The sequence below is a fragment of the Propioniciclava soli genome (assembly GCF_038502305.1).
GTDB classification, from domain to species: Bacteria; Actinomycetota; Actinomycetes; order Propionibacteriales; family Propionibacteriaceae; genus Propioniciclava; species Propioniciclava soli.
In genome coordinates this window covers 2,911,929-2,932,187 of the sequence record NZ_CP115965.1, presented here as the reverse complement: position 1 = coordinate 2,932,187, position 20,259 = coordinate 2,911,929, and the positions used below count along the sequence as shown (strand labels likewise).

Here is a 20,259-nt window from a genome sequence, read left to right as displayed (position 1 = left end):
CGTTCTCCTCGGGGTCGGTTTCTCGGGGGGCGGGTGGGTCAGGACGCCAGGGTTCGGGCGAACTCCGCCACGGACTTCGCGGGACGCCCGAGCAGCGCGGGGACGTCGCCGGTGACCTCGGCGAGCGCCCCGGAGGCGACGGCGGTGTAGGTCGACACCCAGGCGTCGTACTGCCAGTCGGGTTCACCCGGCCACTGCGCGCGGCGGGAGGCGTGGGCGTCCTCGACCGTCTCGTTCTCGAACCGGTAGGGTCGCCCGGTCGCCGCGCCCAGCTCGGCCAGCGCGTCCGCGAACGTCAGCGACTCCGGCCCGGTCAAGGTGTACGTGGCGCCGGCGTGATCGGCGGCGGAGCGCAGCACCGTCGCCGCCACCTCGGCCACGTCGGCTCGGACGACGAAGGCGCACCGGCCCTCACTGGCGGGGCCGCGGACGACGCCGTCGGCGTCGGCGAAGGCGGGCAGCGCGTCGGCATAGAAGTTGTCGCGCAGGAACGTGAAACCCAATCCGGCGTCGCGGATGGCCGCCTCGGTGTGGAAGTGGTCGCGTCCCAGGGTGAACACCGCGTCGGGCGCGGCGGCCGCGAACGAGGTGTACACCACGTGCTTCACCCCGGCCTCGGCCGCGGCCCGCACGAACGTGCGGTGCTCCTCCAACCGGGTGGCCGACTCCCCGGCCGACACCATGAGCACCACGTCGACGCCGGTGAGGGAGTCACGCACCGCGTCGGCGTCCCCAAAGGTGGCCTGCGCGACGTCCGCGCCCGGCAGGTGCGGCGCTCGCGCGGGCGTCCGCACGACCAGCCGCAGGGGGACGCCGGCGGCGGACAACCGGCGGGCGACGGCGCCGCCGAGCTGGCCGGTGGCGCCGGTGACGGCAATGGGAACGGTCATGAGATCTCCTGTCGAGCGGCTTGCACGTCTGCTGCGTGGGCGCGGGCCCACGCGACGAGAGCGGCGGCGGCCGGGACGGCGGACGCCCCCACGTCGGTGAGTTCGTAGTACACCTGCCGGATCCCGCCGGTACCGGGCCTCCGGGACACCAGACCATCGGTCTCGAGATGGCGCAGGGTCGCGGTCAGCATCTTCGGGCTGATGCCGTCGACGCGTTCACGCAACGCGCTGAACCGCGCCCGGCCGTCGCCGAGGGCGACGAGCACGAGCACGGCCCAGCGGTCGGCCACCGTGTCGAGGACGGACCGCGACGGGCACAGCCGGTTGAACGGGTCGTACGCCGGGGTCACGCCAGGCCCTTGGCCGCCAACCACTCCGAGGCGATGTCGGCGGAGCGACGCTGCTCGTTCACGCTCTGCGCATTGAGCTCCTGCAGGTCGCTGGCGCTCAGCTGGGCGTTGACGTCGTCGAGCACGGCCTCGGCCTCCGCGTCCACCCGCTCCGAGACCAGGGGCAGCACGTTCTGGGGCAGGATCAGGCTCTCCGGGTCGTCGAGCACCACGAGGTCGTTGTCGGCGATGGCCGGGTCGGCGGTGTAGAGGTCCGCCACCTGGGTGGTTCCGTCGAGCAGCGCGCGCAGCGTGAGCGGGCCGCCCGAGTCCTCCACCGGCGTGAGGGCGATCGTGACACCGTAGGCCTGCTGCACGCCGTCGGGGCCGTAGGGGCGCGTCGCGAACTCGCTGTTGGCGGCGATGGTCAGCCCATCGATGCCGGCGAGGTCGCCGATCGCGGTGAGGTTGTGCTCGTCGGCGAAGGCGCGCGTCACCGTGTAGGAGTCCTGGTCGGACGCCTCGGCCGGCGTCAGCACCCGCAGCCCGTCCGGCAGCTCCTGGCCCAGGGCCTCGACGATGGACGCGGTGTCGGTCACCTCGGCATCGGAGTTGTAGTACTGCAGCAGGTTGCCGCCGTACTCGGGCATCACATCGAGATCGCCGGCCTCGAGCTCGGGCAGGTACACCTCACGCTGGCCGATCTGGTACTCGCGCTCCACGGTGTAGCCGGCGCCCTCGAGCGCCTGGGCGTAGATCTCGGCGATGATCTCGTTGCTGTAGTACGCCTGCGAGCCGACCACCAGGGTCGTGTCGCCGGTCGCGGCGCCCGGGTCGGTCGTGGCGGGGGAGGTGCCCATCGGGTCGCTGGTGCCGCAGGCGGCCAGGACACCGAGGCCAGCCACGGCGGCGACCGCGGTGAGGGTGCGGCGGGAGAACACGGACATGGGGATTTCCTTTCGGGTGGGGTCAGCGGGTGGTGCGCAGGCCCGCCGGGGTGGCGAACCTTTGGAGGAGGCCGAACGCGATGTCGGCCACGAGGGCGAGCCCCACGACCAGCAACGAGGCGGCGAGCATCTGCGGGTAGTCCTGGGTGCGGAGCCCCAGGAAGAGGAAGCGGCCGAGCCCACCGGCGCCCACGTAGGCGGCGAGCGTCGCGGTGGCGACGACCTGGAGGAACGCGGAGCGAATGCCGCCGATCAGCAGCGGCATGCCGAGCGGCAGCTCGACACGGGTCAGCACCTGCCACTCCGTCATGCCGGCGGCGCGGGCGCCGTCGACGGCCACCCGGTCGGCCGCCTCGACGCCGGCGTAGGTGCCGGCCAGGATCGAGGGCAGGGCCAACGCGACGAACGCGATCATGGGGCCGACGAGTCCGATGCCGAGCAGCAGGCCGAGCAGCGTCACCAGGCCGAGGGTCGGGAGGGCGCGGGCCGCGCTCGCGAGCCCCACGGCAAGGCCGCGGCCGCGTCCGGTGTGGCCGACCCACAGGCCGGCCGGCACCGCGACGAGGCAGGCCAGCAGGACGCCGACCACCGAGTAGCCCAGGTGCTCACCCAGGCGGGCCCAGATGCCGTTCGGGCCAGCCTGGTGGGCGGGGTCGGCGATCCAGGCGAACGCGTCGAGAAGGTAGTTCACGGCGCCACCTCCGCCTGCGTCGGCGCGACGACGGCCGCCGCTGCCGGCCGCGTCCACGGCAGCACCAACCGGCCGAGGGCCACGAGGAGGGCGTCGACGACCAACGCCAACGCGATCGTGAGCACGATGCCGGCCAGGATGGAGGGCATGATGTTGCGCTGGAAGCCGTCGGTGAACAGCATGCCGAGGCTCGGGACGCCGAGTACGGCGCCCACCGTGACCAGGGAGATCGTGCTCACCGCCACCACCCGCAACCCGGCCAGCAGGGTCGGGCCGGCGACGGGCAGCTCCACGGTGAGGAAGCGGCGGACGCCGCCGTACCCCAGGGCGTCGGCCGCATCGACGACCCGCGGGTCGACCGAGCGGAGGGCGTCCGCCGTGGCGGGCACCATCAGCGCCAGACCGTACAGGGTGAGGGCGACGATGATGTTGGTCGCATCCCGGACGCCGGTGCCGATCACCAGCGGCAGCACGACGAACAGCGGCAGCGAGGGGATGGCGTAGAGCAGGCCGGCCGCCGAGAGCAGGGGCGCGCGCAGCCAGCGGACGCGCCCGGCCAGCCAGCCGACGGGCAGGGCCAGCAGGAAGCTCGCGACGATGGGAGGCACCGCGAGCAGCAGGTGGCTGACGAGATGGCCACCGATCACGTCGAGGTTGTCGCCGATCCACCTCATGGTGCGGGCTCCTCGGCCAGGACGCCCACCGCGCGGCCGTGGCCGTCGACGAGGACGCCACCGCCGTCGGGGGAGCGGTGCAGGGTCCGCTCACCCTGGGCCAGGCCGATGAATCCGGCCACGAAGTCGTTCGCCGGGTGCGCCAGAATCTCCTCCGACGTGCCGCGCTGGGCCACCTGGCCGCCATTGGCGAGGATGATGATCTGGTCGCCCAGCGTGAAGGCCTCCTCGACGTCGTGCGTCACGAACACGATGGTCTTGCCGAGCTCGGACTGGATGCGGCGGAGCTCGGCCTGGAGGTCGCGGCGGACGAGGGGGTCGACGGCGCCGAAGGGCTCGTCCATCAACAAGATGTTGGGGTCGGCCGCCAGCCCGCGCGCCACGCCGACGCGTTGCTGCTGGCCGCCGGAGAGCTGGTTGGGGTAGCGCCGAGCCATGCTCCGATCGAGCCCGACCAGGTCCATGAGCTCTTCGGCGCGGGCGTGGGCCTCCGCCTTGGGCGTCCCGTTGAGCAGCGGCACGGTGGCGATGTTGTCGATGACGCGGCGGTGCGGCAGCAGGCCGGCGTTCTGCATCACGTAGCCGATGCTGCGGCGCAGGGGCACCACGTCACGCTGGGCGATGTTCTCGCCGTCGATGGTGATGGTGCCCGAGGATGCCTCGACCATGCGGTTGACCATGCGCAGGATGGTGGTCTTGCCGCAGCCCGAGGAGCCGAGGAGCACGGTGGTCTGGTGGGGTGGGAACTGGCCAGAGAAGTCGTCGACGGCGACCGTCCCGTCCGGGTACTGCTTGGTGACGCTGGTGAACTCGATCACGAGACAGCCTCTCCTGAAGGTGGTAACCGGAAGTTACCACAGTGGTCAAGGCGCAGTCTGCCCCGCGGCCGTTCCGTGGGACGGGGCTGGTGCGGAGGCCTCCGCGCGCGAGGGTGCCAGCCGGACCGCGGCGGCGTCTTCCATGACCGGCAGCTCCATCCCGGCCGCGACCACCACGTCGGCGGCCACCACGTCGGCGGGCACCGCACCCGGGCCGTCCGCGGTGCCGGTGGTCGCCAGGCGCGTGGTCGCCAGGTCAGCGGGCGCGCCGAGCGGCGAGACCGTGTCGTCCGGGGTGTTCGCCACGATCAGCCAGTGCAGCCGGAAGAGGAAGGCGGCCATCGCATCGCGGGCGATCGGGGTGAGGGGCCGGAACGTGCCGTCCTCCCAGCCCGTCGCGATGCCCGAGCTCGCGAGCCAGGCGATCTCGGCGTGGAACGGGTTGTCGGTGGCCACGTCGACGAACACCGGTGTGGTGGGCGGCGTGGGGGCCGCCACGGTGCCGGCGAACCAGTGGTCGTGGAAGAACCGGTACACGAAGGCGGCCATCGCGTCCCGGTTCACCGGCGTGACCGGGCGGAAGGTACCGTCGGGGTAGCCGGTGGTGATGCCGGTGGCGGCGAGCCAGCCGATCTCCGCGGCGAACTGGTCGGAGGGAGCCACGTCGGCGAACGGCGCGGTGCCGGGCGCTGGCGGGACGGGTCGCCCGGCCATCCGGTGGAGGAAGGCGGCCATGGCATCGCGGTTCACCGACGCACCGGGGCGGAAGGTGCCGTCGGGGTAGCCGGTGGTGATGTCGTTGGCGGCGAGCCACATCACCTCGGTGTGAAACATGTCCTGGGCGGGGACGTCGGGGAACGCCGGCGTGAGCGCGGTGAACGCCGCTTGGTGGCTGGCTTGGTCGCAGGTGGCCTGCACCAGCACGAAGGCCTTCTCCTGGAAGAGGAGCGTCGTCTCGAAGGAGTCCGCGGGGGCCAGGGTGAGGCCGGTGGCCAACCGCAGCCACGGCGTGTTCCAGTCGTCGAACAGCCAGATCTCGCAGCCGGTCAGCGGCGCCGTGCCCTCGTTCACCACTCCCAGCTCGACGGTGCCGAGGGCCGGTTCATCGGCGTACACGGCGAGGGCGGAATCGGCGGCGCGCGCGGTGGGTGGCCCACCCAGCCAGGTGCCGAGCAGAACGAGAACCCCGAGCAGGGCGGCGCTCGCGCGGGATGTCACGGTCACGGGGTCTCCTCTGGGTGGGGCAACGGCGGCGGTGGTCAGTCCCGACCCGCGCGGGCCGGCCGCTCGGCCAGGTCGAGCGCGACACGGGCCGGCCCGGCCGGCCCGGCTGGAGCGTCGGGCTCGGCGGTGTCGGCGTTGGACACGATGACCAGGTGCTCGCGGAACAGGAAGGCGGCCATGGCGTCGCGCGCCACGACGTCGTGGGGACGGAACGTGCCGTCCCCGTAGCCCGTGGTGATCTCGTACTGTTTGAGCCAGGCGATCTCGCGGGCGAAGGGGCTGGCGAGGGGCACGTCCACGAAGGGGGCGACGGTCGGCGTCCGGTGGGGCGCGAACCGTCCCGGGAACTGCTGGTCGTAGAAGAACCGGAACAGGAACGCGGCCACGGCCTCCCGCGAGACCGACACCTTCGGCCCGAACGTGCCATCGGGGAATCCGGTGCTGATGGCGGTGGACGCCAGCCAGCACACCTCCTTGTAGAAGGGGGCGTCCGGCGCCACGTCCGAGAACGGGGATGCGGCGGGCAACGACACGGTCGGCTCGCCGGCCAGACGGTAGAGGAAGGCGGCCATGGCGTCACGGTTGATCGGCTCCCCGGGCCGGAACGTGCCGTCGGGCCACCCCGTCGAGATGCCCTCGGACGCCAGCCACATGATCTCGGAGTGGAACGCCAGCCTCGCCGGCACGTCGAAGAATTCCGGCGTCCGCGTCCAGAACGGCACGCCGTAGAGGTCCTCGGCGCACCGCGCCATGCCGATGTAGTACCCCCGGGGCACGGCCTGCCGCTCGAACCGTCGGTACTCGTTGACGCCCAGGGTGACGCCGGTCGCCAACGTCGCGTAGGTCCGATTCCAGTCGTCGACGATCGTGACGGTGCAGTCGGTCAGCGGGGCGTCACCGGCATTGCCCACGTCCACGAACGACGTGTCGCCCGCCTCACCGGCCAGGATGTCGAGGTAGGGGCCGGTGACCGCGCGCGCCGGAGCGGGGGCGGCCACCACGGCCAGCAGCGCAGCGGATGCCAGTGCGGCGCCGAGCCGGCGCAACGGGTGCATGGAAACCTCCTGGTTGTTTCGCGTGGCCCCAGTGTGACCCACCGCCGCGGGCGGTGCACCCCGGGCGCCGGGCGGGGTCAGGAACGGGTGGCCCACCACGGAGTGCCCGTGGCGGCGTCGTAGCGGTAGACCTCCCGGCCCTCGACCCAGGTGCGCAGCACCCGGTTCCGCAGATCGAGCGGGTCACCGGACCACAGCACCACGTCGGCGTCCTTGCCCTTCTCCACCGAACCGACCCGGTCGGCCACGCCCATCACCGTCGCGGGGTTCACCGTGATCGTGCGCAGCGCGTCGACCGGGTCGAGGCCGTCACGAACGGCCAGGATCGCCTGGGTGACGAGGTGGTCGATCGGCACCACCGGGTGGTCGGTGATGATCGACACGTCGACGCCGGCGCGGGTCAGGATGCCCGGGGCGGCCGTCGTCCGGTCACGCACCTCGACCTTCGAGCGCGAGACGATCAGCGGGCCATAGAGCACGGGGACGCCGCGGGCCGCGACGAGATCGGCGATCTTCCAGCTCTCGGTGCCGTGGTCGAGCACCAGGTCGTAGCCGAACTCCTCGGCCATGCGCAGCGCCGTGGCGATGTCGTCGGCCCGGTGGCAGTGCTGCCGCCACGGGATCTCGCGGTTCAGCACGCGCAGCAGCGCGTCGTGCACGAGGTGCGGCTCGGCGTCGCTCTTGGCGCCGTGGTTGCGCGCCTCGGTGAACGCGGTACGAATCGTCAGGGCGGTGCCCAGCCGTGTGGAGGGCGTCTTCTTCTGTTCGCCGTAGACCCGCTTCGGGTTCTCGCCCAGCGCGGCCTTGAGCCCGGACGGCGAACGCATCACCATCTCGTCCACCACGCGGCCCCACGTCTTGATCGCGACCGTCAGGCCACCGATCGGGTTGCCCGACCCGGGGTTGACGTTGACCGACGTGACGCCGCCCGACACCGCGTCGTCGAAGCCCTTGTCGAACGGGTTGATCGCGTCGAGGGCGCGGGCCGCGGCCATCACCGGGTTGGTCATCTCGTTCGTGTCCTGCCCCGCCCAGCCCTCGCCCTCCTCGTGGACGCCGAGATGCACGTGGGCGTCCACGAACCCGGGCAGCAGCCACGCGCCCGCGGCGTCCACCACCTCGTGGCCGCGCGGCACCTTCACCTTTTCGCCAAGGGCGGCGATGCGGCCGTCGGTGAGGACGACCGTGCCGTCGAAGGGCTCCCCGACCACGGGGACGACATGGGCTGAGGTGATCGCGACGTTCATGGCGACGACCCTAGCCCGTGCCTGTGACAATCCACTCAGGCCGCTGCCCCACGCCAGGCCGGGGCGGCGTCCGGATCGGGCAGCACGGCGGAGGAGAAGGCGTCCGGGGGTGCGCCGTCGCCCCGACGCACCCTCTCTTCGTGATCGGCCAGCGCCGCCCGCACCCACCCCGTGAGCGCGACCAGTCCGGCGAGGTTGACGACCGTGATGAGCGCCATCGCGGAGTCCATGAGGATCCAGACGTGGGGGAGCGCCTGCACCGCGCCGATGCCGGTCGTCGCCACCGTCACCGCCGCCAGGACGAAGCGCGACCACCGGGGCCCGCCGAGGAAGTCGAGGTTGACCTGCGCGTAGGCGTACGCGCCCAGGATGGAGCTGAACCCGAAGAAGAAGATCATGACCAGCATCGGCCAGCTCGCCCACGCGCCGAGTTGGCCCACCACGGCGTTCGTGGTGAGCGAGGCCGCCTCCTCGCGCGGCGTCACGCCCGGCACGTAGCCGCTGGCGTCGGTCGACAAGATGATGAACGCCGTCGCGGTGCAGATCACCATCGAGTCGATGAAGACGCCGAGGCTCTGCACGAAACCCTGCTGCACCGGGTGCGCCACGGTGGCCGTGGCGGCGCCGTTGGGCGCGGTGCCCATGCCGGCCTCGTTGCTGAACAAGCCGCGCTGGGCACCGTTCAGCAAGGCCACCATGACGCCCCCGCCGAGCCCGGCCAGCCCCTCGCGGAGGCCGAACGCGCCGGCGAGGATGTCCCCGAGGAACGCCGGGACGTGGGTGAGGTTCGCCACGATCACGGCCAGCGCGATCGCCACGTAGGCGAGCGCCATGAGGGGCGTGATCAGCTCGGCGGCACGCGCCACCCCGCGCACCCCACCGAACACCACCAGCGCCGTGAGCGCGGCGACCACGACGCCCGTGACCCCGGTGGGGACGCCCTGAGCCGCCTCGAGCGCCACCGCGATGGTGTTCGACTGCACCATGGGCATCGCCACCACCATCGCGAAGATGAGCAGCACCGCGAACAGGACGCCCCACCCGCGCGAACGCAATCCGACGCTGACGTAGAACGCGGGCCCGCCCCGGAACGTGCCGTCCGGGGCACGCACCTTGAAGACCTGCGCCAGGGTGGCCTCGGCGAACCCGGTGGCCATGCCCACGGCCGCCACCACCCACATCCAGAAGATCGCGCCCGGGCCGCCGAGGATCAGCGCGAGCGCGACCCCGGTGATGTTGCCGATGCCGATGCGGGTGGCCATGCCGATCGCGAACGCCTGGAACGACGAGATGCCGCCCTGCGCCCCGGCTCGGGAGCGCGTGAGCGAGCGCACCATCGCGCCGAAGTGGCGCACCTGGACGCCCCGGGTCGCGATCGTGAGCCAGAGGCCGACCGCGACGAGCAGCCCGACGAGCCCGTACAGGTAGACCTGCCCGTTGATCCGGTCCAGTTCGGCGAAGAAGGCGTCCACCCCGGCAGGGTAGGCCTCAGCCGGCGGACGGGTGCGTCATGTCCATCGGCACGACCCAGGCGTCGAACTCCTCCGCGGTGAGCTTGCCGGAACGCAGCGCCGCCTCCCGCAGCGTGGAACCGGTCTTGTTGGCGTCCTTCGCGATGGCGGCCGCCGCGTCGTAGCCGATGTGGCGGTTCAGGGCAGTGACGAGCATCAGGTTCGAGCCCAGGTTGGCCTCGATGCGCTCGTGGTTGGGCTCGATGCCGGCGGCGCAGTGGTCGGTGAAGGACGCCGACGCGTCCGCCAGCAGCCGGATCGACTCCAGCACCGCGTGGGCCATGACCGGCTTGAACACGTTGAGCTGGAAGTTGCCCTGCGTGCCCGCGAAGCCGACCGTGGCGTCGTTGCCGAACACGCGCGCGACGACCATCGTGACGGCCTCGGACTGGGTGGGGTTCACCTTGCCCGGCATGATCGAGCTGCCCGGCTCGTTCTCGGGGATGCGCAGTTCGCCGATGCCGTTGCGCGGGCCCGATGCGTACCAGCGGACGTCGTTGGCGATCTTCATCAGCGCCGCCGCGAGCACGCGCAGCGAGGAGCTGACCTCGACGAGTGAGTCGTGGGCGCTGAGCGCCGCGAACAGGTTGGGCGCCTGCGCGAACTCCAGGCCGGTCTCCTCGGAGATCTTGGTCGCGGTGAGGCGTCCGAAGTCGGGGTGGGCGTTGAGGCCGGTGCCGACGGCGGTGCCGCCGATGGCCAGCTCGCGGGCGCGGCTGTCAGCGTGGCGGATGCCCGCGAGGGCGAAGTCGAGCTGGGCGACCCAGCCGCCGAACACCTGGCCGAGCGTGACCGGTGTGGCGTCCTGTAGGTGGGTGCGGCCCACCATCACGACGTCAGAGAATTCCTCACCCTTGGCGGCGAGCACATCGCGGAGCCGCTCGACCGGCGCGTAGAGGCGTCCGTTGAGCTCGCTGACGACCGCGATGTGCATGGCGGTGGGGAACGTGTCGTTGCTGGACTGGCCGCGGTTCACGTGGTCGTTCGGGTGCACCGGCTTCTTGGACCCGCGCTCGCCGCCGGCCAGCTCGATGGCCTTGTTGGAGATGACCTCGTTGGAGTTCATGTTCGACTGCGTGCCCGAGCCGGTCTGGAACACCACGAGCGGGAACTGGTCGTCGAGCCCACCGGCGATGACCTCGTCGGCGGCGCGGACGATGAGATCGGCCACGTCACCCGGCAGCTCACCCAGCTCGCCGTTCGCCTGCGCGGCGGCCTTCTTCAGCACGCCCAGCGCGCGCACCATCGCGCGGCCCCAGACAAACGTGTCACGGCCGATGTCGAAGTTCTCGATCGAGCGCTGCGTCTGCGCGCCCCAGTAGGCGTCGGAGGGCACCTCAATGGTGCCCATGCTGTCGTTCTCGGTGCGGGTGCTCATGGATCCCACCGTACCGAGCACGGCCCGGCCGCGGGGCGCGTGGGGGGCATCCGGGTGATGTCCCCCGGTGGCCGCCGCGTCCGGTCAGGCCGTCTCTGGGCCAAGGCCGAGGAACTCCCGCCAGGCCGGCACCTCGCGCTCGGCCTGCTCCAGCCCGAGGGCGTGCGCCTGGGTGAGTTTCGCGAGGTCGCGCTCGCCGTTGCTGACGGGCATGTGGTCGGGCACGAAGACGAACGCGTCCCCGGAGTCCTCCAGCGCGAAGACCTCCTCGCGCGTGGCGTTGTAGCGCAGGTGGCGCGTGACCAACGCGTCCGCGACCGCCGGCCAGCGGCGGAAGTGGCGGCGGTAGAACCACGGGGCGGGCAGGGGACCCTTGGTGTAGCCACGCTCCTGGGTGAGCACGATGAAGAATTTCGTGTACCCGGCGGCCCGGGCGGCGTCCAGCGCGATGCCCCCGCTCGTGCCGAGCGCGCCGTCGACGTAGAAGTCACCCTCGATCTCCACAGGAGGCATCACGACGGGCATGGTGGAGGACGCCTGCACGCGGGGCAGGATCTCGTCGAGCGTCCGCAGATCCGGACGCCCCCAGGTGATTGTCGCGCCATCGGAGCAGCGCAGTGCCTGGATGGCGAGGTCGGCGGGGTGGGAGGCGAAGGCGTCCATGTTGAACGGCAGGAGCCCGTCCGGGCCGGAGGTCTGCCGGTAGATGTACTCGGCGTGGAACAGCCCCTTGCCCTGCACGAACGTGCGCCAGTTGCCGAAGTTGGGGTCGGCCGCCAGGTCGATGAAGGACGCCCGCGCTCGCCACGGGTCGGAGCTCAGGTAGTTCAGCGTGTTCGTCGCGCCCGCAGAGATGCCGGCCACGAACGGGAACACGATGCCCTGTTCGATGAGTTTCACCACGACCGCCGCGGTGTAGCTGGCCCGCATCGCCCCACCCTCGAAGATGAGGGCCACCTTCTCCACGTTCGCCTGCGTCGGGGTGATGCGCTGGGGTGTGGGACGCCCGGGGGTGGCCGTGTGGGGGTCGTGCGGTGCGGGGGAACTCACCCGATCCACCCTAGCCGTCGCCGCTGGGCGCCGGGATGCAGCCCCCCGCGACCGGCATTTGGACCCGAGGAAATGGCGCCATGGCGCCATTTCCTCGGGTCCAAATGCGCAAGGAAGGGGGAGCCGCCGCAAGCGCAGGGACGCCGCCGCAGCGCAAGCGTCAGCGGACGGCGCGGGGGCCGACGATGGTGACGCCGTACGGCCGCACCCGCTCGATGAGCCCCCGGTCGGCCGTGGCCAGGGTGATCGCGTTGCCGGGCCCGGACGCCCACGCCGCGCACCGGTCGACGATCGCGTCGTCGCCCGAGCTTGGCGCGTGGACGACCGTGATGACGGGGGCCTCCGGTGGAGGCGCGTCCAGGGCGGGGGCGTCCGTGGCGGGCGCGTCCAGGGCGGGGGCCGCAGGCGGATGCCGCAGCAGGTCGCCCTCGGGCACCCCGGCCCGGGCCCGGCCCTCCAGCACGACCTCGACCCGATCGTGACCCGCAAGGACGGGATCCCCACCGGTCGCCCGGGACGCCAGCGCCTCGACGAGCCGGCGCGCGGCCCCGGCCCGATCGCGCCACCAGCCGTCCGGCACCGAACCGACGACGTTTGCGGCGTCCACCACCAGGACCTTCATGACCGGCTCCGACGCCGCCGGCCGAAGCGGCGCACCGTCACGCGGGGGAAGCGCAGGGTGACGTCGAGCGGCTCGGGCAGCATCCACCCCAGCCGGCGTGCGGCCAACCCGAGCAGCAGGCACAGCCCGATGGACGCCCCCATGCCGAGATCCGGCTGGCCCAGGCCCGCCGCGCCGAACGCCACGGCGCTGCCCCCGATCGCGAGCGTCGCATACAGCGTGTTGCCGCCGAACACGCGCGGCGTCTGGCCGACCACCACATCGCGCACCATGCCGCCGCCGACGGCGGTGATGACGCCGAGCAGCACCGAGGGAACTACGCCCAGCCCGGTGCCCGTCGCCTTGAGCGTCCCGGTGGCCGACCAGCAGCCCAACGCCAGCAGGTCGGCGACGACGAGCAGACGGCGGCTCACCGGGCCGTCCAAGTGCAGGACGTACGCCAGCGCCGCGGCCACCAGCGCGCCCGAGAGGTAGGCGGGGTCGGTGAGCGCGACGGGCTGGCCGGCGTCCAACAACACGTCGCGCAGCATGCCCCCGCCCAGCGCCGAGATGATGGCGAGCGTCGCGAACCCGAACAGGTCGAAACGGCGCGAGCGTGCGACCGCCCCGCCGAGCAGGCCGTTCGCCACCACACCGAGCACGTCCACGAACCGGAAGACGTCCCCCGGATCCCACCCCACCCGCCGCGCCCCTCAGCCGGCGTGGCGTGCGGCGCGGCGCTCGGCCTGGCGCGCGGGGTCGGGCACGGGGACGGCGGCGATGAGGTCGCGCGTGTAGGGATCCTGGGGGTCCAGCAGGACGCGCGACGTCGGCCCGGCCTCCACCACGCGTCCGGCGTGCAGCACGTATACGCGCGTCGACACCTCCTCGACCACCGCCAGGTCGTGGCTGATGAACAGGCAGGCGAACCCGAGCCGCCGCTGCAGGGCGAGGAACATCTCCAACACGGCCGCCTGCACCGACACGTCGAGGGCAGACGTGGGCTCGTCGGCGACCACCAGCGCCGGATCGAGCGCGATGGCGCGGGCGATCGCCACGCGCTGGCGCTGCCCGCCCGACATCTCGTGCGGGAACCGGCCTGCGAGTGCGGGATCGAGCTCCACCAGGCGCAGCAGCTCGGCCACGCGTTCGGCCCGGGCCGCGGCGCCGAGGTCGGCGTGCAGCACCAGCGGCTCGGCGATCGACGCGCCGATGGTGGCGCGCGGGTTGAGCGAGCCCGCCGGATCCTGGAACACGATGCCCGTGCGTGCCTGGATGCGGCGCCGTTCGGCCGGCGCCAGGCCGTCCAGGCGTTGGCCGAGGATGCGCACCTCCCCGCTCGTGGGCGGCTGCAGCGACGTCACGACGTTCGCCAGCGTCGACTTGCCCGACCCGGATTCGCCCACGAGCCCGACGACCTCGCCCGCGTCGATGCGCAGGTCCACGTGGTCGAGCGCATGGAACGGCCGGCGGCCGCGGCGGGTGTAGGTGACCGTCAGGTCGGTGAGGGCGACGACCGGGGCGGACGCGGCGGGCTCGGCGGGCCCGGTGGGGGGCCGGGTCGCGACTGGCTCGGCATCGGCAACGGCGGCGGCGTCGACGGCGTGGTCCACCAACCCGGCACCGAGCCGGGGGACGGCGTCCAGGAGCATGCGGGTGTAGGGGTGCTCGGGGTGCGCGAAGATGTCCCCGACGGCGCCCCGCTCGACGATGACGCCCTCGCGCATGATGACGACGTCGTCGGCGATGTCGGCGACGACGCCCATGTCGTGGGTGATGAGGATGACGGCCATGCCGGCGCGGGCCAGATCGCGCAGCAGGTCGAGGATCTGGGCCTGCACGGTGACGTCCAGGGCCGTGGTGGGCTCGTCCGCGAGCAACACCTCGGGCTCGTTGGCCAGCGCCAGCGCGATGCAGACCCGCTGCACCTGCCCGCCGGACAGTTCGTGCGGATAGGACGCCAGCACGCGCTCGGCGGTGCCGGACGTGGCGCCGCCCCCGGCACCCGCGGCGTCCGCGGCGTCCGCAGCGCCCGCAGCGTCCGCAACAGCCCCGGCGTCCGCCCCGAGGCCGACCTGACCGAGCAACGTGACGGCCCGGTCACGGGCGGCGGCCGCGGACATCCGCCGGTGTGCCGCCAGCGCCAGCCGGAACTGGGCGCCGATGGTGAGCAGCGGGTTCAGCGCCCGCATGGGCTCCTGGAACACCGCGGCGACGCGGGCGCCGCGCACCGCGTCCAACACCGGCCGGGGCGCCCCGATGAGTTCGGTGCCGTCGGCCAGTTCGGCCGATCCGCTGACCGTGGCCGCACCCGGGGCCAGCCCCACGAGCCCCATCGCCGTCACCGACTTGCCCGAACCGGACTCGCCGAGCAGGGCGACGACGCGGCCGGGCACCGCCGTCAGCGACACCGCGTCCGCGGCGCGGACGCCGGGGAACGTGACGGTGACACCGGTGGCGGTGAGCACGGGACGGGTGGGGGTGGGGGCGTACGCCCCGGGTGCGGTGGTCACGGTCGGCTCCCTCAGCCCTCGACCGACAGGACGAGGTAGTTCGGGTAGGCGGGGAACGGCTCGACGTAGTAGTTGCCCACCGCGCTGCCCCCGATGAAGGAGTTGCGGGCGAACGCCAGCGGCACGCTGGGGGCGTCCTCGGCGATCATGCGGTCCACCGCCGCCCACATCGGGCCGGCGACCTCCGGATCCTCCTCCGCGGCCGCCGCGTCGATGGCGGCGTCCACCTCAGGGTTGGCGTAGCGGGAGGTGTTGTACCCGCCCTGGCCGATCTCGGCGGAGTGGTACAGCGGGCGCAGGTTCGCGTTGGGCGACGGGTAGTCAGGGTTCCACGAGCCGAGCGCCAGGTCGTAGCTCGACCCGTCGCCCTGGGTGGCGCGCTCGCTGAACGTGGCCGACTCCACGGCGTCGATGGTGACGTTGATGCCGACGCGGGACAGCCCCTGGGCGATGGCCTCGGAGCGGGCGACGGAGTCGGAGTCGTTGCGGGTCAGCAGCACGAGGTCGAGGCTGCTGACGCCCGCCTCGTCGAGCAGGGCCTGCGCGGCCGCCACATCCCCCTCGGGCTCGGTGCCGTAGAGGGCGTACTCCTCGCGTCCGGGGATGCCGGGGGAGATGTACGTTGTCGCGATCGCTCCACCGCGCTCGCCGCCCATGGCGATCAGCACGGCCGCCTTGTTGACGGCGTAGTTGATGGCCTGGCGCACGCGGACGTCGGCGACCCGCTCGGTGTTGATCGACAGGTACTGCAGCGGGCCGGGGTCGGACGTGACGATCCGATCCTGGCTCGCGGGGTCGCTGGCGAGCTGCGCCAGCGTGGACGCCGGCACCAACGAAGCCGAGATCGCGTTGGCCGGCTGATCGTTGAGCAGACGCTGCGTGGTGGTCTGCGTGTCCTGGCCCAGCTGCCACACGATGGTGTCGGGCTCGGCCGTCCGCATCTGGTCGATGTCGCTCGACCAGTACTCGTTGCGCTCCAGGCGCACCTCGACGCCCACGTTCGCGCTGGCCACGCGGTACGGCCCGGACGCCACGGGCTCGCGCGCGTAGCTCTCGGGGTCGTCCTGCGCCTCCGGCACCGGCGAGAAGGCCGGCGTGGACGCGATCCAGGGCCAGTCGCCGGCCGGCTGGTTGAGGTGGAAGGCGATCGTGGAGTCGTCGACGACCTCGATGGAGTCGAGGTGCTGACCCTCGTACGGGCCGGTGTAGCCCTCGCCGCCGGCCAGGAGGGCGCGGTGGTAGGTCAGGCCACCGGAGAGCGCCGGGGCGTAGGTGCGCTCGAGGCCGTACTTGATGTCGGCGGCCGTGATGGGCGTGCCGTCCTCGAAGAACAGCCCGTCGCGCAGCGTGTAGGTCCAGGTGAGGCCGTCGTCGGAGACGGTGCCGGTGTCGGTCGCGAGATCGGGGACAACCTCGACCTCCTGGCCCGGCTCGACGCGCCACGTGGTGAGGCGCCGGTGCACCAGGGCCAGCGACGTGACGGCCATGGACTGCGACTTGGCCGGGTCGAGGTTCAGCTCGTTGCTGCTGGAGAGCACCTGCAGCTCACCGGCGGCTGCGGGCGCCTGCGTGCCGGTGTCGGTGCCGACCGCGCCGGTGTTGCGGGACGGGTCGTTGGCACCGCACGCGCTCAGGGCCAGCATGGCGCCGGCGGCGAGGGCGGCCGCGGCGGCGCGCAACCGGCGGCGTCGCGGATGGGGGGAACGGGGGAGCATGGTGTCCCTTTCTGTGGTTGGCGACCGGGGCGTCCGGCCTGGTTCTGGGGCTAGATCCGTGGATCCAGCACGGTGGCGAGGATGTCGGCGACGAGGTTGGCGAGGATGACGATGGCCGCGGCGAACACGGTGACGCCGACGATGACGGGCAGGTCGGTCTGGCCCACGGCGTCCATGAGCAGCGAGCCGACGCCGGGCATCGAGAACACGCGCTCGGTGATCACCGCGCCGCCGAGCAGCGCGCCGAGGTCGAGTGCGACGAGCGGGATCACCGGGGTCAGCACGTTGGGCAGCACCTGACGGCTGATGACCGTCCGCTCGGTCAGGCCGAGCGAGCGGGCCATGCGAACGTAGTCGAGACCCAGATTCTCCAGCATGTGGCCGCGCACGAGGCGGGCGTAGACGGCCGCGTTGATGAACGCCAGCACCGTCCAGGGCAGCACGAGATGCCAGGCCCAGTCGATCGGCGAGGTGGAGAACGGCACGTAGTTGGCCACGGGCACCATGTCGAGGGTGAACCCGAACACGAGGATGCCGAGCAGGCCCAACAGGTAGCTCGGCGCCGAGACGCCGACGACGGTGAGCGCCATGATGCCGCGGTCGGCGAACGTGCCGCGCCGCAGCGCCGAGACCATGCCGGCGAGCACGCCCCCCAGCAGCCACAGCACGGCGGCGCCGATGGCCAGGGAGGCGGTGACGGGGGCGCGGGAGGCGATGAGCGACGTCACGGGCGCCCCGAGGCGGAAGGAGTAGCCGAGGCACGGCGCGTCGCAGTGGATCGCGCCGGCCCCCTCGCCGAACGTGCGGCCCGCGACGATGCCGGTGAGGTAGTTCCACACCTGGGTGTACCAGGGCTGGTCGTAGCCGAGGAAGACGCGGGCCGACTCGAGGCGGTCGGGCGTGCAGGGGCGTCCGCAGGCGAGCAGCGCCGGGTCGGCCGGCCACGCGGAGAACACCATGAACGTGAGCGCCACGATGATGACGAGGACGAGCAAGGTCTGGGTCGCGAGGACGCCGATGCGGGCCAGCGTGCGGCGGTTCATGAGCCCACCTGCGTCGTCGGGTCGAGGGCGTCACGCAGGCCGTCGCCGAACACGTTGAAGGCGTACGTGACGAGGAACAGCGCGGCGCCGGGGAACAGCAGGTACCAGGGGTCGGTGGCGATCCAGTTGACCGCGTTCGAAATCGTCCGGCCCCAGGACGCCGTGGGCGGGCGGACGCCGACGCCCAGGAAGCTCAGGGCCGCCTCGGCGCCGATCTTGCCCGGGATCGAGATGGTGCTGAACACGATGATCGTCGCCCACAGGTTGGGCAGGATGTGCCGCCCGATGATGTGCGCGTTGGACGCCCCCAGGCTCCGCGAGGCCCGGACGAAGGGACGCGCGCGCAGCGACATCGTCTCGGCGCGCACCACCCGGGCGATCGACGGCCACCCGAACACGCCCAGGATGAGCACCATCAGGAGCACGCGGTTGAAATCGAACGGCACGATCGCGCTGATCGCGATCATGAAGATTAGGCTGGGGAAGCCGAGCATGACGTCGATGAAGCGGGACGCCAGCACGTCCGCCACCCCGCCCACGTAGCCGGCGAGGATGCCGATCGCGACGCCGATGGCGACGCTCAGCAGCGTCGCGCCCAGGCCGATGACGATCGAGATCCGGGCGCCGTGGACGACGGTGGCGAACAGGTCGCGTCCGGTCTGCGGTTCGACGCCGAACGGGTGCTGCAGGCTGACGCCGCCGAGCGGCCCGGCGGGGACGCCGTAGGGGTCGAGCAGGTCGGTGTGGTAGGTCTCGGTGTCGACGCCGAGGGCGCCGGTGATGAGGTCGGCGAAGACGACGGCGAGCAGCGTCAGGGCGATGAGGGCGAGGCCGACGAGGGCGGCGCGGTCGGTGCGCAGGCGCGTCCAGACCCGGGTTCCTGGCAGCGGACGCCGCGCGGACCTGCTGTCGCCGGGGGCGCCGTCACTCGAGGCGCTGCGAACGGGCAGCTCGCCGGTCTCGGGGGTGGTGGGGTGCGTGCTGGGGGCCCCGGACGGCTCGCCGGCGTGGCCGGTCAGCTCTGGCTGTGCCCGGTCGGGGCGGGGCGGTTCGGTGGGGGGCAAGGGGGTTCGCTTTCGACGGCGGGGCTGGGACGTGTCACGCGCTCGGCGCGCACGGACAGACCCGCGCCCTTCGACGTCCCTCCCGGTGCGGAACCCCGCGTTCAGGTCGCTTCACGTGTGTGCCAACGCCACGGTGCCACGGTTCATTCCGCCGCCGGCGACGTTTCACCATGTGGCGGCTGTCTAGGGTGGGGGTCATGGACTTCACCGCCGCCGCCGCTGACCTCTCCGACGACCTCGTCGCGCTGCGTCGCGACCTGCACCGAATCCCCGAGCTCGGGCTCGAGTGCCCCGACACCCAGGCCGCGATCCTCGCCGCGCTGGAGGGGCTCGACCTGGAGATCACGACCGGGACGGGCTGCACGTCGGTGACGGCGGTGCTGCGCGGGGGGCGTCCGGGCCCGGCGGTGTTGCTGCGCGGCGACCTGGACGGCCTGCCGGTGGCCGAGCAGGCCGACGTCGACTACGCGTCAACCAACGGCCGCATGCACGCGTGCGGGCACGACCTGCACGTGGCCGGCTTGGTCGGGGCGGCGCGGCTGCTGGCCGCGCGGCGCGAGGAGCTGCCGGGCACGGTCGTGTTCATGTTCCAGCCGGGCGAGGAGGGCTCCGGCGGTGCCCGCGTCATGATCGAGGAAGGGGTGCTGGACGCCGCGGGCGAGCGCGTGGTCGCGGCGTACGGCGTCCACGTGGCCACGGGGGAGTACGGGCGGTTCTCGACGCGGCCGGGGCCGCTGATGGCGGGCGCGAACGAGCTCGACATCACGGTGCACGGACGCGGCGGGCACGGCTCCCAGCCGCAGACGTCGCTCGACCCGGTGCCGGCCCTGCTGGAGATCGGGACGGCGCTGCAGGCGATGGTGACGCGGCGGTTCTCGGTGTTCGACCCCGTCGTGCTGACGGTGACGCAGCTGTCGGCCGGGGAGGCGCGCAACGTGATCCCCCCGTCGGCGTCGCTGGGCGCGACGGTGCGGACGCTGTCGCAGGCGTCCATCGACACGCTCACCGAGGAGACGCGCCGGCTCGCCGAGGGCATCGCCGCCGCACACGGGTGCACGGCCTCGGTGGACTTCCGCGTCGACTACCCGGTGACGATGAACGACACCGACGAGGCAGCCTTCGTGGGTGACGTCGTGACGGAGCGCTTCGGCGCCGAGCGGTTCGAGCTGATGGCCGACCCGCTGATGGGGTCGGAGGACTTCAGCTACGTGCTGGAGCAGGTGCCGGGGGCCTTTGTGTTCCTGGGCTGCACGCCGCCGGAGACGGACTGGACGACCGCGCCGTGGAACCACTCGCCGTTGGTGGTGTTCGACGACGGCGTCCTGGCCGACCAGGCGGCCCTCCTGGCCGAGTTGGCCTGGCGCCGCCTCGAGCGCTGAGCCCCTGCTCGCGTCTGGGGGTGGTGGGGTCGCTCCTGGATGGGCATTTGGACCCGAGAAAATGGCGCCATGGCGCCATTTCTTCGGGTCCAAATGCCGCCTCGTTGCCGCTGCGCGTCCACCCTGCCAA

Annotated in this window: 19 protein-coding genes; 1 reads left to right on the top strand and 18 read right to left on the bottom strand. The window is 72.4% G+C overall.

From position 1 onward, the window contains the following. Nucleotides 1-38 precede the first annotated feature (38 nt). The 18 genes from PCC79_RS13205 to PCC79_RS13120 form a co-directional block, all read right to left on the bottom strand. Complete coding sequence (locus PCC79_RS13205; protein ID WP_232548428.1) at nucleotides 39-890, bottom strand: SDR family oxidoreductase; 852 nt, start codon at nucleotides 888-890, stop codon at nucleotides 39-41. After that, nucleotides 887-1,240 (bottom strand): winged helix-turn-helix transcriptional regulator, encoded by a 354-nt coding sequence (locus PCC79_RS13200; protein WP_232548429.1) that lies wholly within the window; start codon nucleotides 1,238-1,240, stop codon nucleotides 887-889. Before PCC79_RS13200 ends, PCC79_RS13205 begins: the two co-directional genes overlap by 4 nt. Continuing rightward, nucleotides 1,237-2,166 (bottom strand): ABC transporter substrate-binding protein, encoded by a 930-nt coding sequence (locus PCC79_RS13195; protein ID WP_342372100.1) that lies wholly within the window; start codon nucleotides 2,164-2,166, stop codon nucleotides 1,237-1,239. The genes PCC79_RS13200 and PCC79_RS13195 overlap by 4 nt, the downstream gene beginning before the upstream one ends. A gap of 22 nt (nucleotides 2,167-2,188) precedes the next feature. Next, nucleotides 2,189-2,857 (bottom strand): ABC transporter permease, encoded by a 669-nt coding sequence (locus tag PCC79_RS13190; protein ID WP_232548431.1) that lies wholly within the window; start codon nucleotides 2,855-2,857, stop codon nucleotides 2,189-2,191. Then, nucleotides 2,854-3,531: an ABC transporter permease gene (locus PCC79_RS13185; RefSeq protein ID WP_232548432.1), complete on the bottom strand. Its 678-nt coding sequence runs from the start codon at nucleotides 3,529-3,531 to the stop codon at nucleotides 2,854-2,856. The genes PCC79_RS13190 and PCC79_RS13185 overlap by 4 nt, the downstream gene beginning before the upstream one ends. After that, nucleotides 3,528-4,349, bottom strand: a complete 822-nt coding sequence (locus PCC79_RS13180; protein WP_342372099.1) for an ABC transporter ATP-binding protein — start codon at nucleotides 4,347-4,349, stop codon at nucleotides 3,528-3,530. The genes PCC79_RS13185 and PCC79_RS13180 overlap by 4 nt, the downstream gene beginning before the upstream one ends. A 45-nt stretch (nucleotides 4,350-4,394) precedes the next feature. Beyond that, entirely contained in the window at nucleotides 4,395-5,573 is a 1,179-nt protein-coding gene (locus PCC79_RS13175; RefSeq protein WP_342372098.1) for an S-layer homology domain-containing protein, read from the bottom strand. A 35-nt stretch (nucleotides 5,574-5,608) separates the two neighbouring features. Continuing rightward, on the bottom strand, nucleotides 5,609-6,628 hold the full coding sequence (locus PCC79_RS13170; protein ID WP_342372097.1) for an S-layer homology domain-containing protein: 1,020 nt from the start codon (nucleotides 6,626-6,628) through the stop codon (nucleotides 5,609-5,611). Between the two features lie 77 nt (nucleotides 6,629-6,705). Continuing rightward, the gene (locus tag PCC79_RS13165) at nucleotides 6,706-7,875 is read right to left on the bottom strand and encodes an amidohydrolase (RefSeq protein ID WP_232548436.1); all 1,170 of its coding nucleotides are present in this window, start codon (nucleotides 7,873-7,875) and stop codon (nucleotides 6,706-6,708) included. A gap of 35 nt (nucleotides 7,876-7,910) precedes the next feature. After that, nucleotides 7,911-9,347 carry an alanine/glycine:cation symporter family protein gene (locus PCC79_RS13160; protein ID WP_342372096.1) on the bottom strand — a complete coding sequence of 479 codons (1,437 nt, stop codon included), beginning with the start codon at nucleotides 9,345-9,347 and terminating at the stop codon, nucleotides 7,911-7,913. A gap of 16 nt (nucleotides 9,348-9,363) precedes the next feature. Then, nucleotides 9,364-10,764, bottom strand: a complete 1,401-nt coding sequence (gene fumC / locus PCC79_RS13155) for a class II fumarate hydratase (RefSeq protein ID WP_232548438.1) — start codon at nucleotides 10,762-10,764, stop codon at nucleotides 9,364-9,366. Between the two features lie 84 nt (nucleotides 10,765-10,848). Further along, nucleotides 10,849-11,751: a patatin family protein gene (locus PCC79_RS13150; RefSeq protein WP_332836173.1), complete on the bottom strand. Its 903-nt coding sequence runs from the start codon at nucleotides 11,749-11,751 to the stop codon at nucleotides 10,849-10,851. Between the two features lie 223 nt (nucleotides 11,752-11,974). Next, nucleotides 11,975-12,436, bottom strand: coding sequence for a hypothetical protein (locus PCC79_RS13145; RefSeq protein ID WP_342372095.1), 462 nt, complete (start codon nucleotides 12,434-12,436; stop codon nucleotides 11,975-11,977). Then, on the bottom strand, nucleotides 12,433-13,116 hold the full coding sequence (locus tag PCC79_RS13140) for a trimeric intracellular cation channel family protein (RefSeq protein ID WP_232548440.1): 684 nt from the start codon (nucleotides 13,114-13,116) through the stop codon (nucleotides 12,433-12,435). Before PCC79_RS13140 ends, PCC79_RS13145 begins: the two co-directional genes overlap by 4 nt. Nucleotides 13,117-13,128: 12 nt before the next feature. Then, entirely contained in the window at nucleotides 13,129-14,928 is a 1,800-nt protein-coding gene (locus PCC79_RS13135; protein ID WP_232548441.1) for a dipeptide ABC transporter ATP-binding protein, read from the bottom strand. An 11-nt stretch (nucleotides 14,929-14,939) separates the two neighbouring features. Next, nucleotides 14,940-16,643, bottom strand: coding sequence for an ABC transporter substrate-binding protein (locus PCC79_RS13130; RefSeq protein ID WP_232548442.1), 1,704 nt, complete (start codon nucleotides 16,641-16,643; stop codon nucleotides 14,940-14,942). A 50-nt stretch (nucleotides 16,644-16,693) separates the two neighbouring features. Then, complete coding sequence (locus PCC79_RS13125; protein ID WP_232548443.1) at nucleotides 16,694-17,686, bottom strand: ABC transporter permease; 993 nt, start codon at nucleotides 17,684-17,686, stop codon at nucleotides 16,694-16,696. Beyond that, a complete protein-coding gene (locus PCC79_RS13120) occupies nucleotides 17,683-18,750 on the bottom strand; it encodes an ABC transporter permease (protein WP_342372094.1) in 1,068 nt (355 codons plus the stop codon). The genes PCC79_RS13125 and PCC79_RS13120 overlap by 4 nt, the downstream gene beginning before the upstream one ends. A gap of 197 nt (nucleotides 18,751-18,947) precedes the next feature. Here PCC79_RS13120 and PCC79_RS13115 point away from each other — a divergent pair, with 197 nt between their 5' ends. Beyond that, a complete protein-coding gene (locus PCC79_RS13115; RefSeq protein WP_342372093.1) occupies nucleotides 18,948-20,129 on the top strand; it encodes a M20 family metallopeptidase in 1,182 nt (393 codons plus the stop codon). The last annotated feature ends 130 nt before the right edge of the window (nucleotides 20,130-20,259 follow it).

Bases quoted from the DNA above. Each gene is read 5' to 3' on its own strand.
- PCC79_RS13205 (WP_232548428.1), bottom strand. From the start codon at position 890: ATGACCGTTCCCATTGCCGTCACCGGCGCCACCGGCCAGCTCGGCGGC.
- PCC79_RS13195 (WP_342372100.1), bottom strand. From the start codon at position 2,166: ATGTCCGTGTTCTCCCGCCGCACCCTCACCGCGGTCGCCGCCGTGGCT.
- PCC79_RS13185 (WP_232548432.1), bottom strand. From the start codon at position 3,531: ATGAGGTGGATCGGCGACAACCTCGACGTGATCGGTGGCCATCTCGTC.
- PCC79_RS13170 (WP_342372097.1), bottom strand. From the start codon at position 6,628: ATGCACCCGTTGCGCCGGCTCGGCGCCGCACTGGCATCCGCTGCGCTG.
- PCC79_RS13165 (WP_232548436.1), bottom strand. From the start codon at position 7,875: ATGAACGTCGCGATCACCTCAGCCCATGTCGTCCCCGTGGTCGGGGAG.
- fumC (WP_232548438.1), bottom strand. From the start codon at position 10,764: ATGAGCACCCGCACCGAGAACGACAGCATGGGCACCATTGAGGTGCCC.
- PCC79_RS13145 (WP_342372095.1), bottom strand. From the start codon at position 12,436: ATGAAGGTCCTGGTGGTGGACGCCGCAAACGTCGTCGGTTCGGTGCCG.
- PCC79_RS13130 (WP_232548442.1), bottom strand. From the start codon at position 16,643: ATGCTCCCCCGTTCCCCCCATCCGCGACGCCGCCGGTTGCGCGCCGCC.
- PCC79_RS13125 (WP_232548443.1), bottom strand. From the start codon at position 17,686: ATGAACCGCCGCACGCTGGCCCGCATCGGCGTCCTCGCGACCCAGACC.
- PCC79_RS13115 (WP_342372093.1), top strand. From the start codon at position 18,948: ATGGACTTCACCGCCGCCGCCGCTGACCTCTCCGACGACCTCGTCGCG.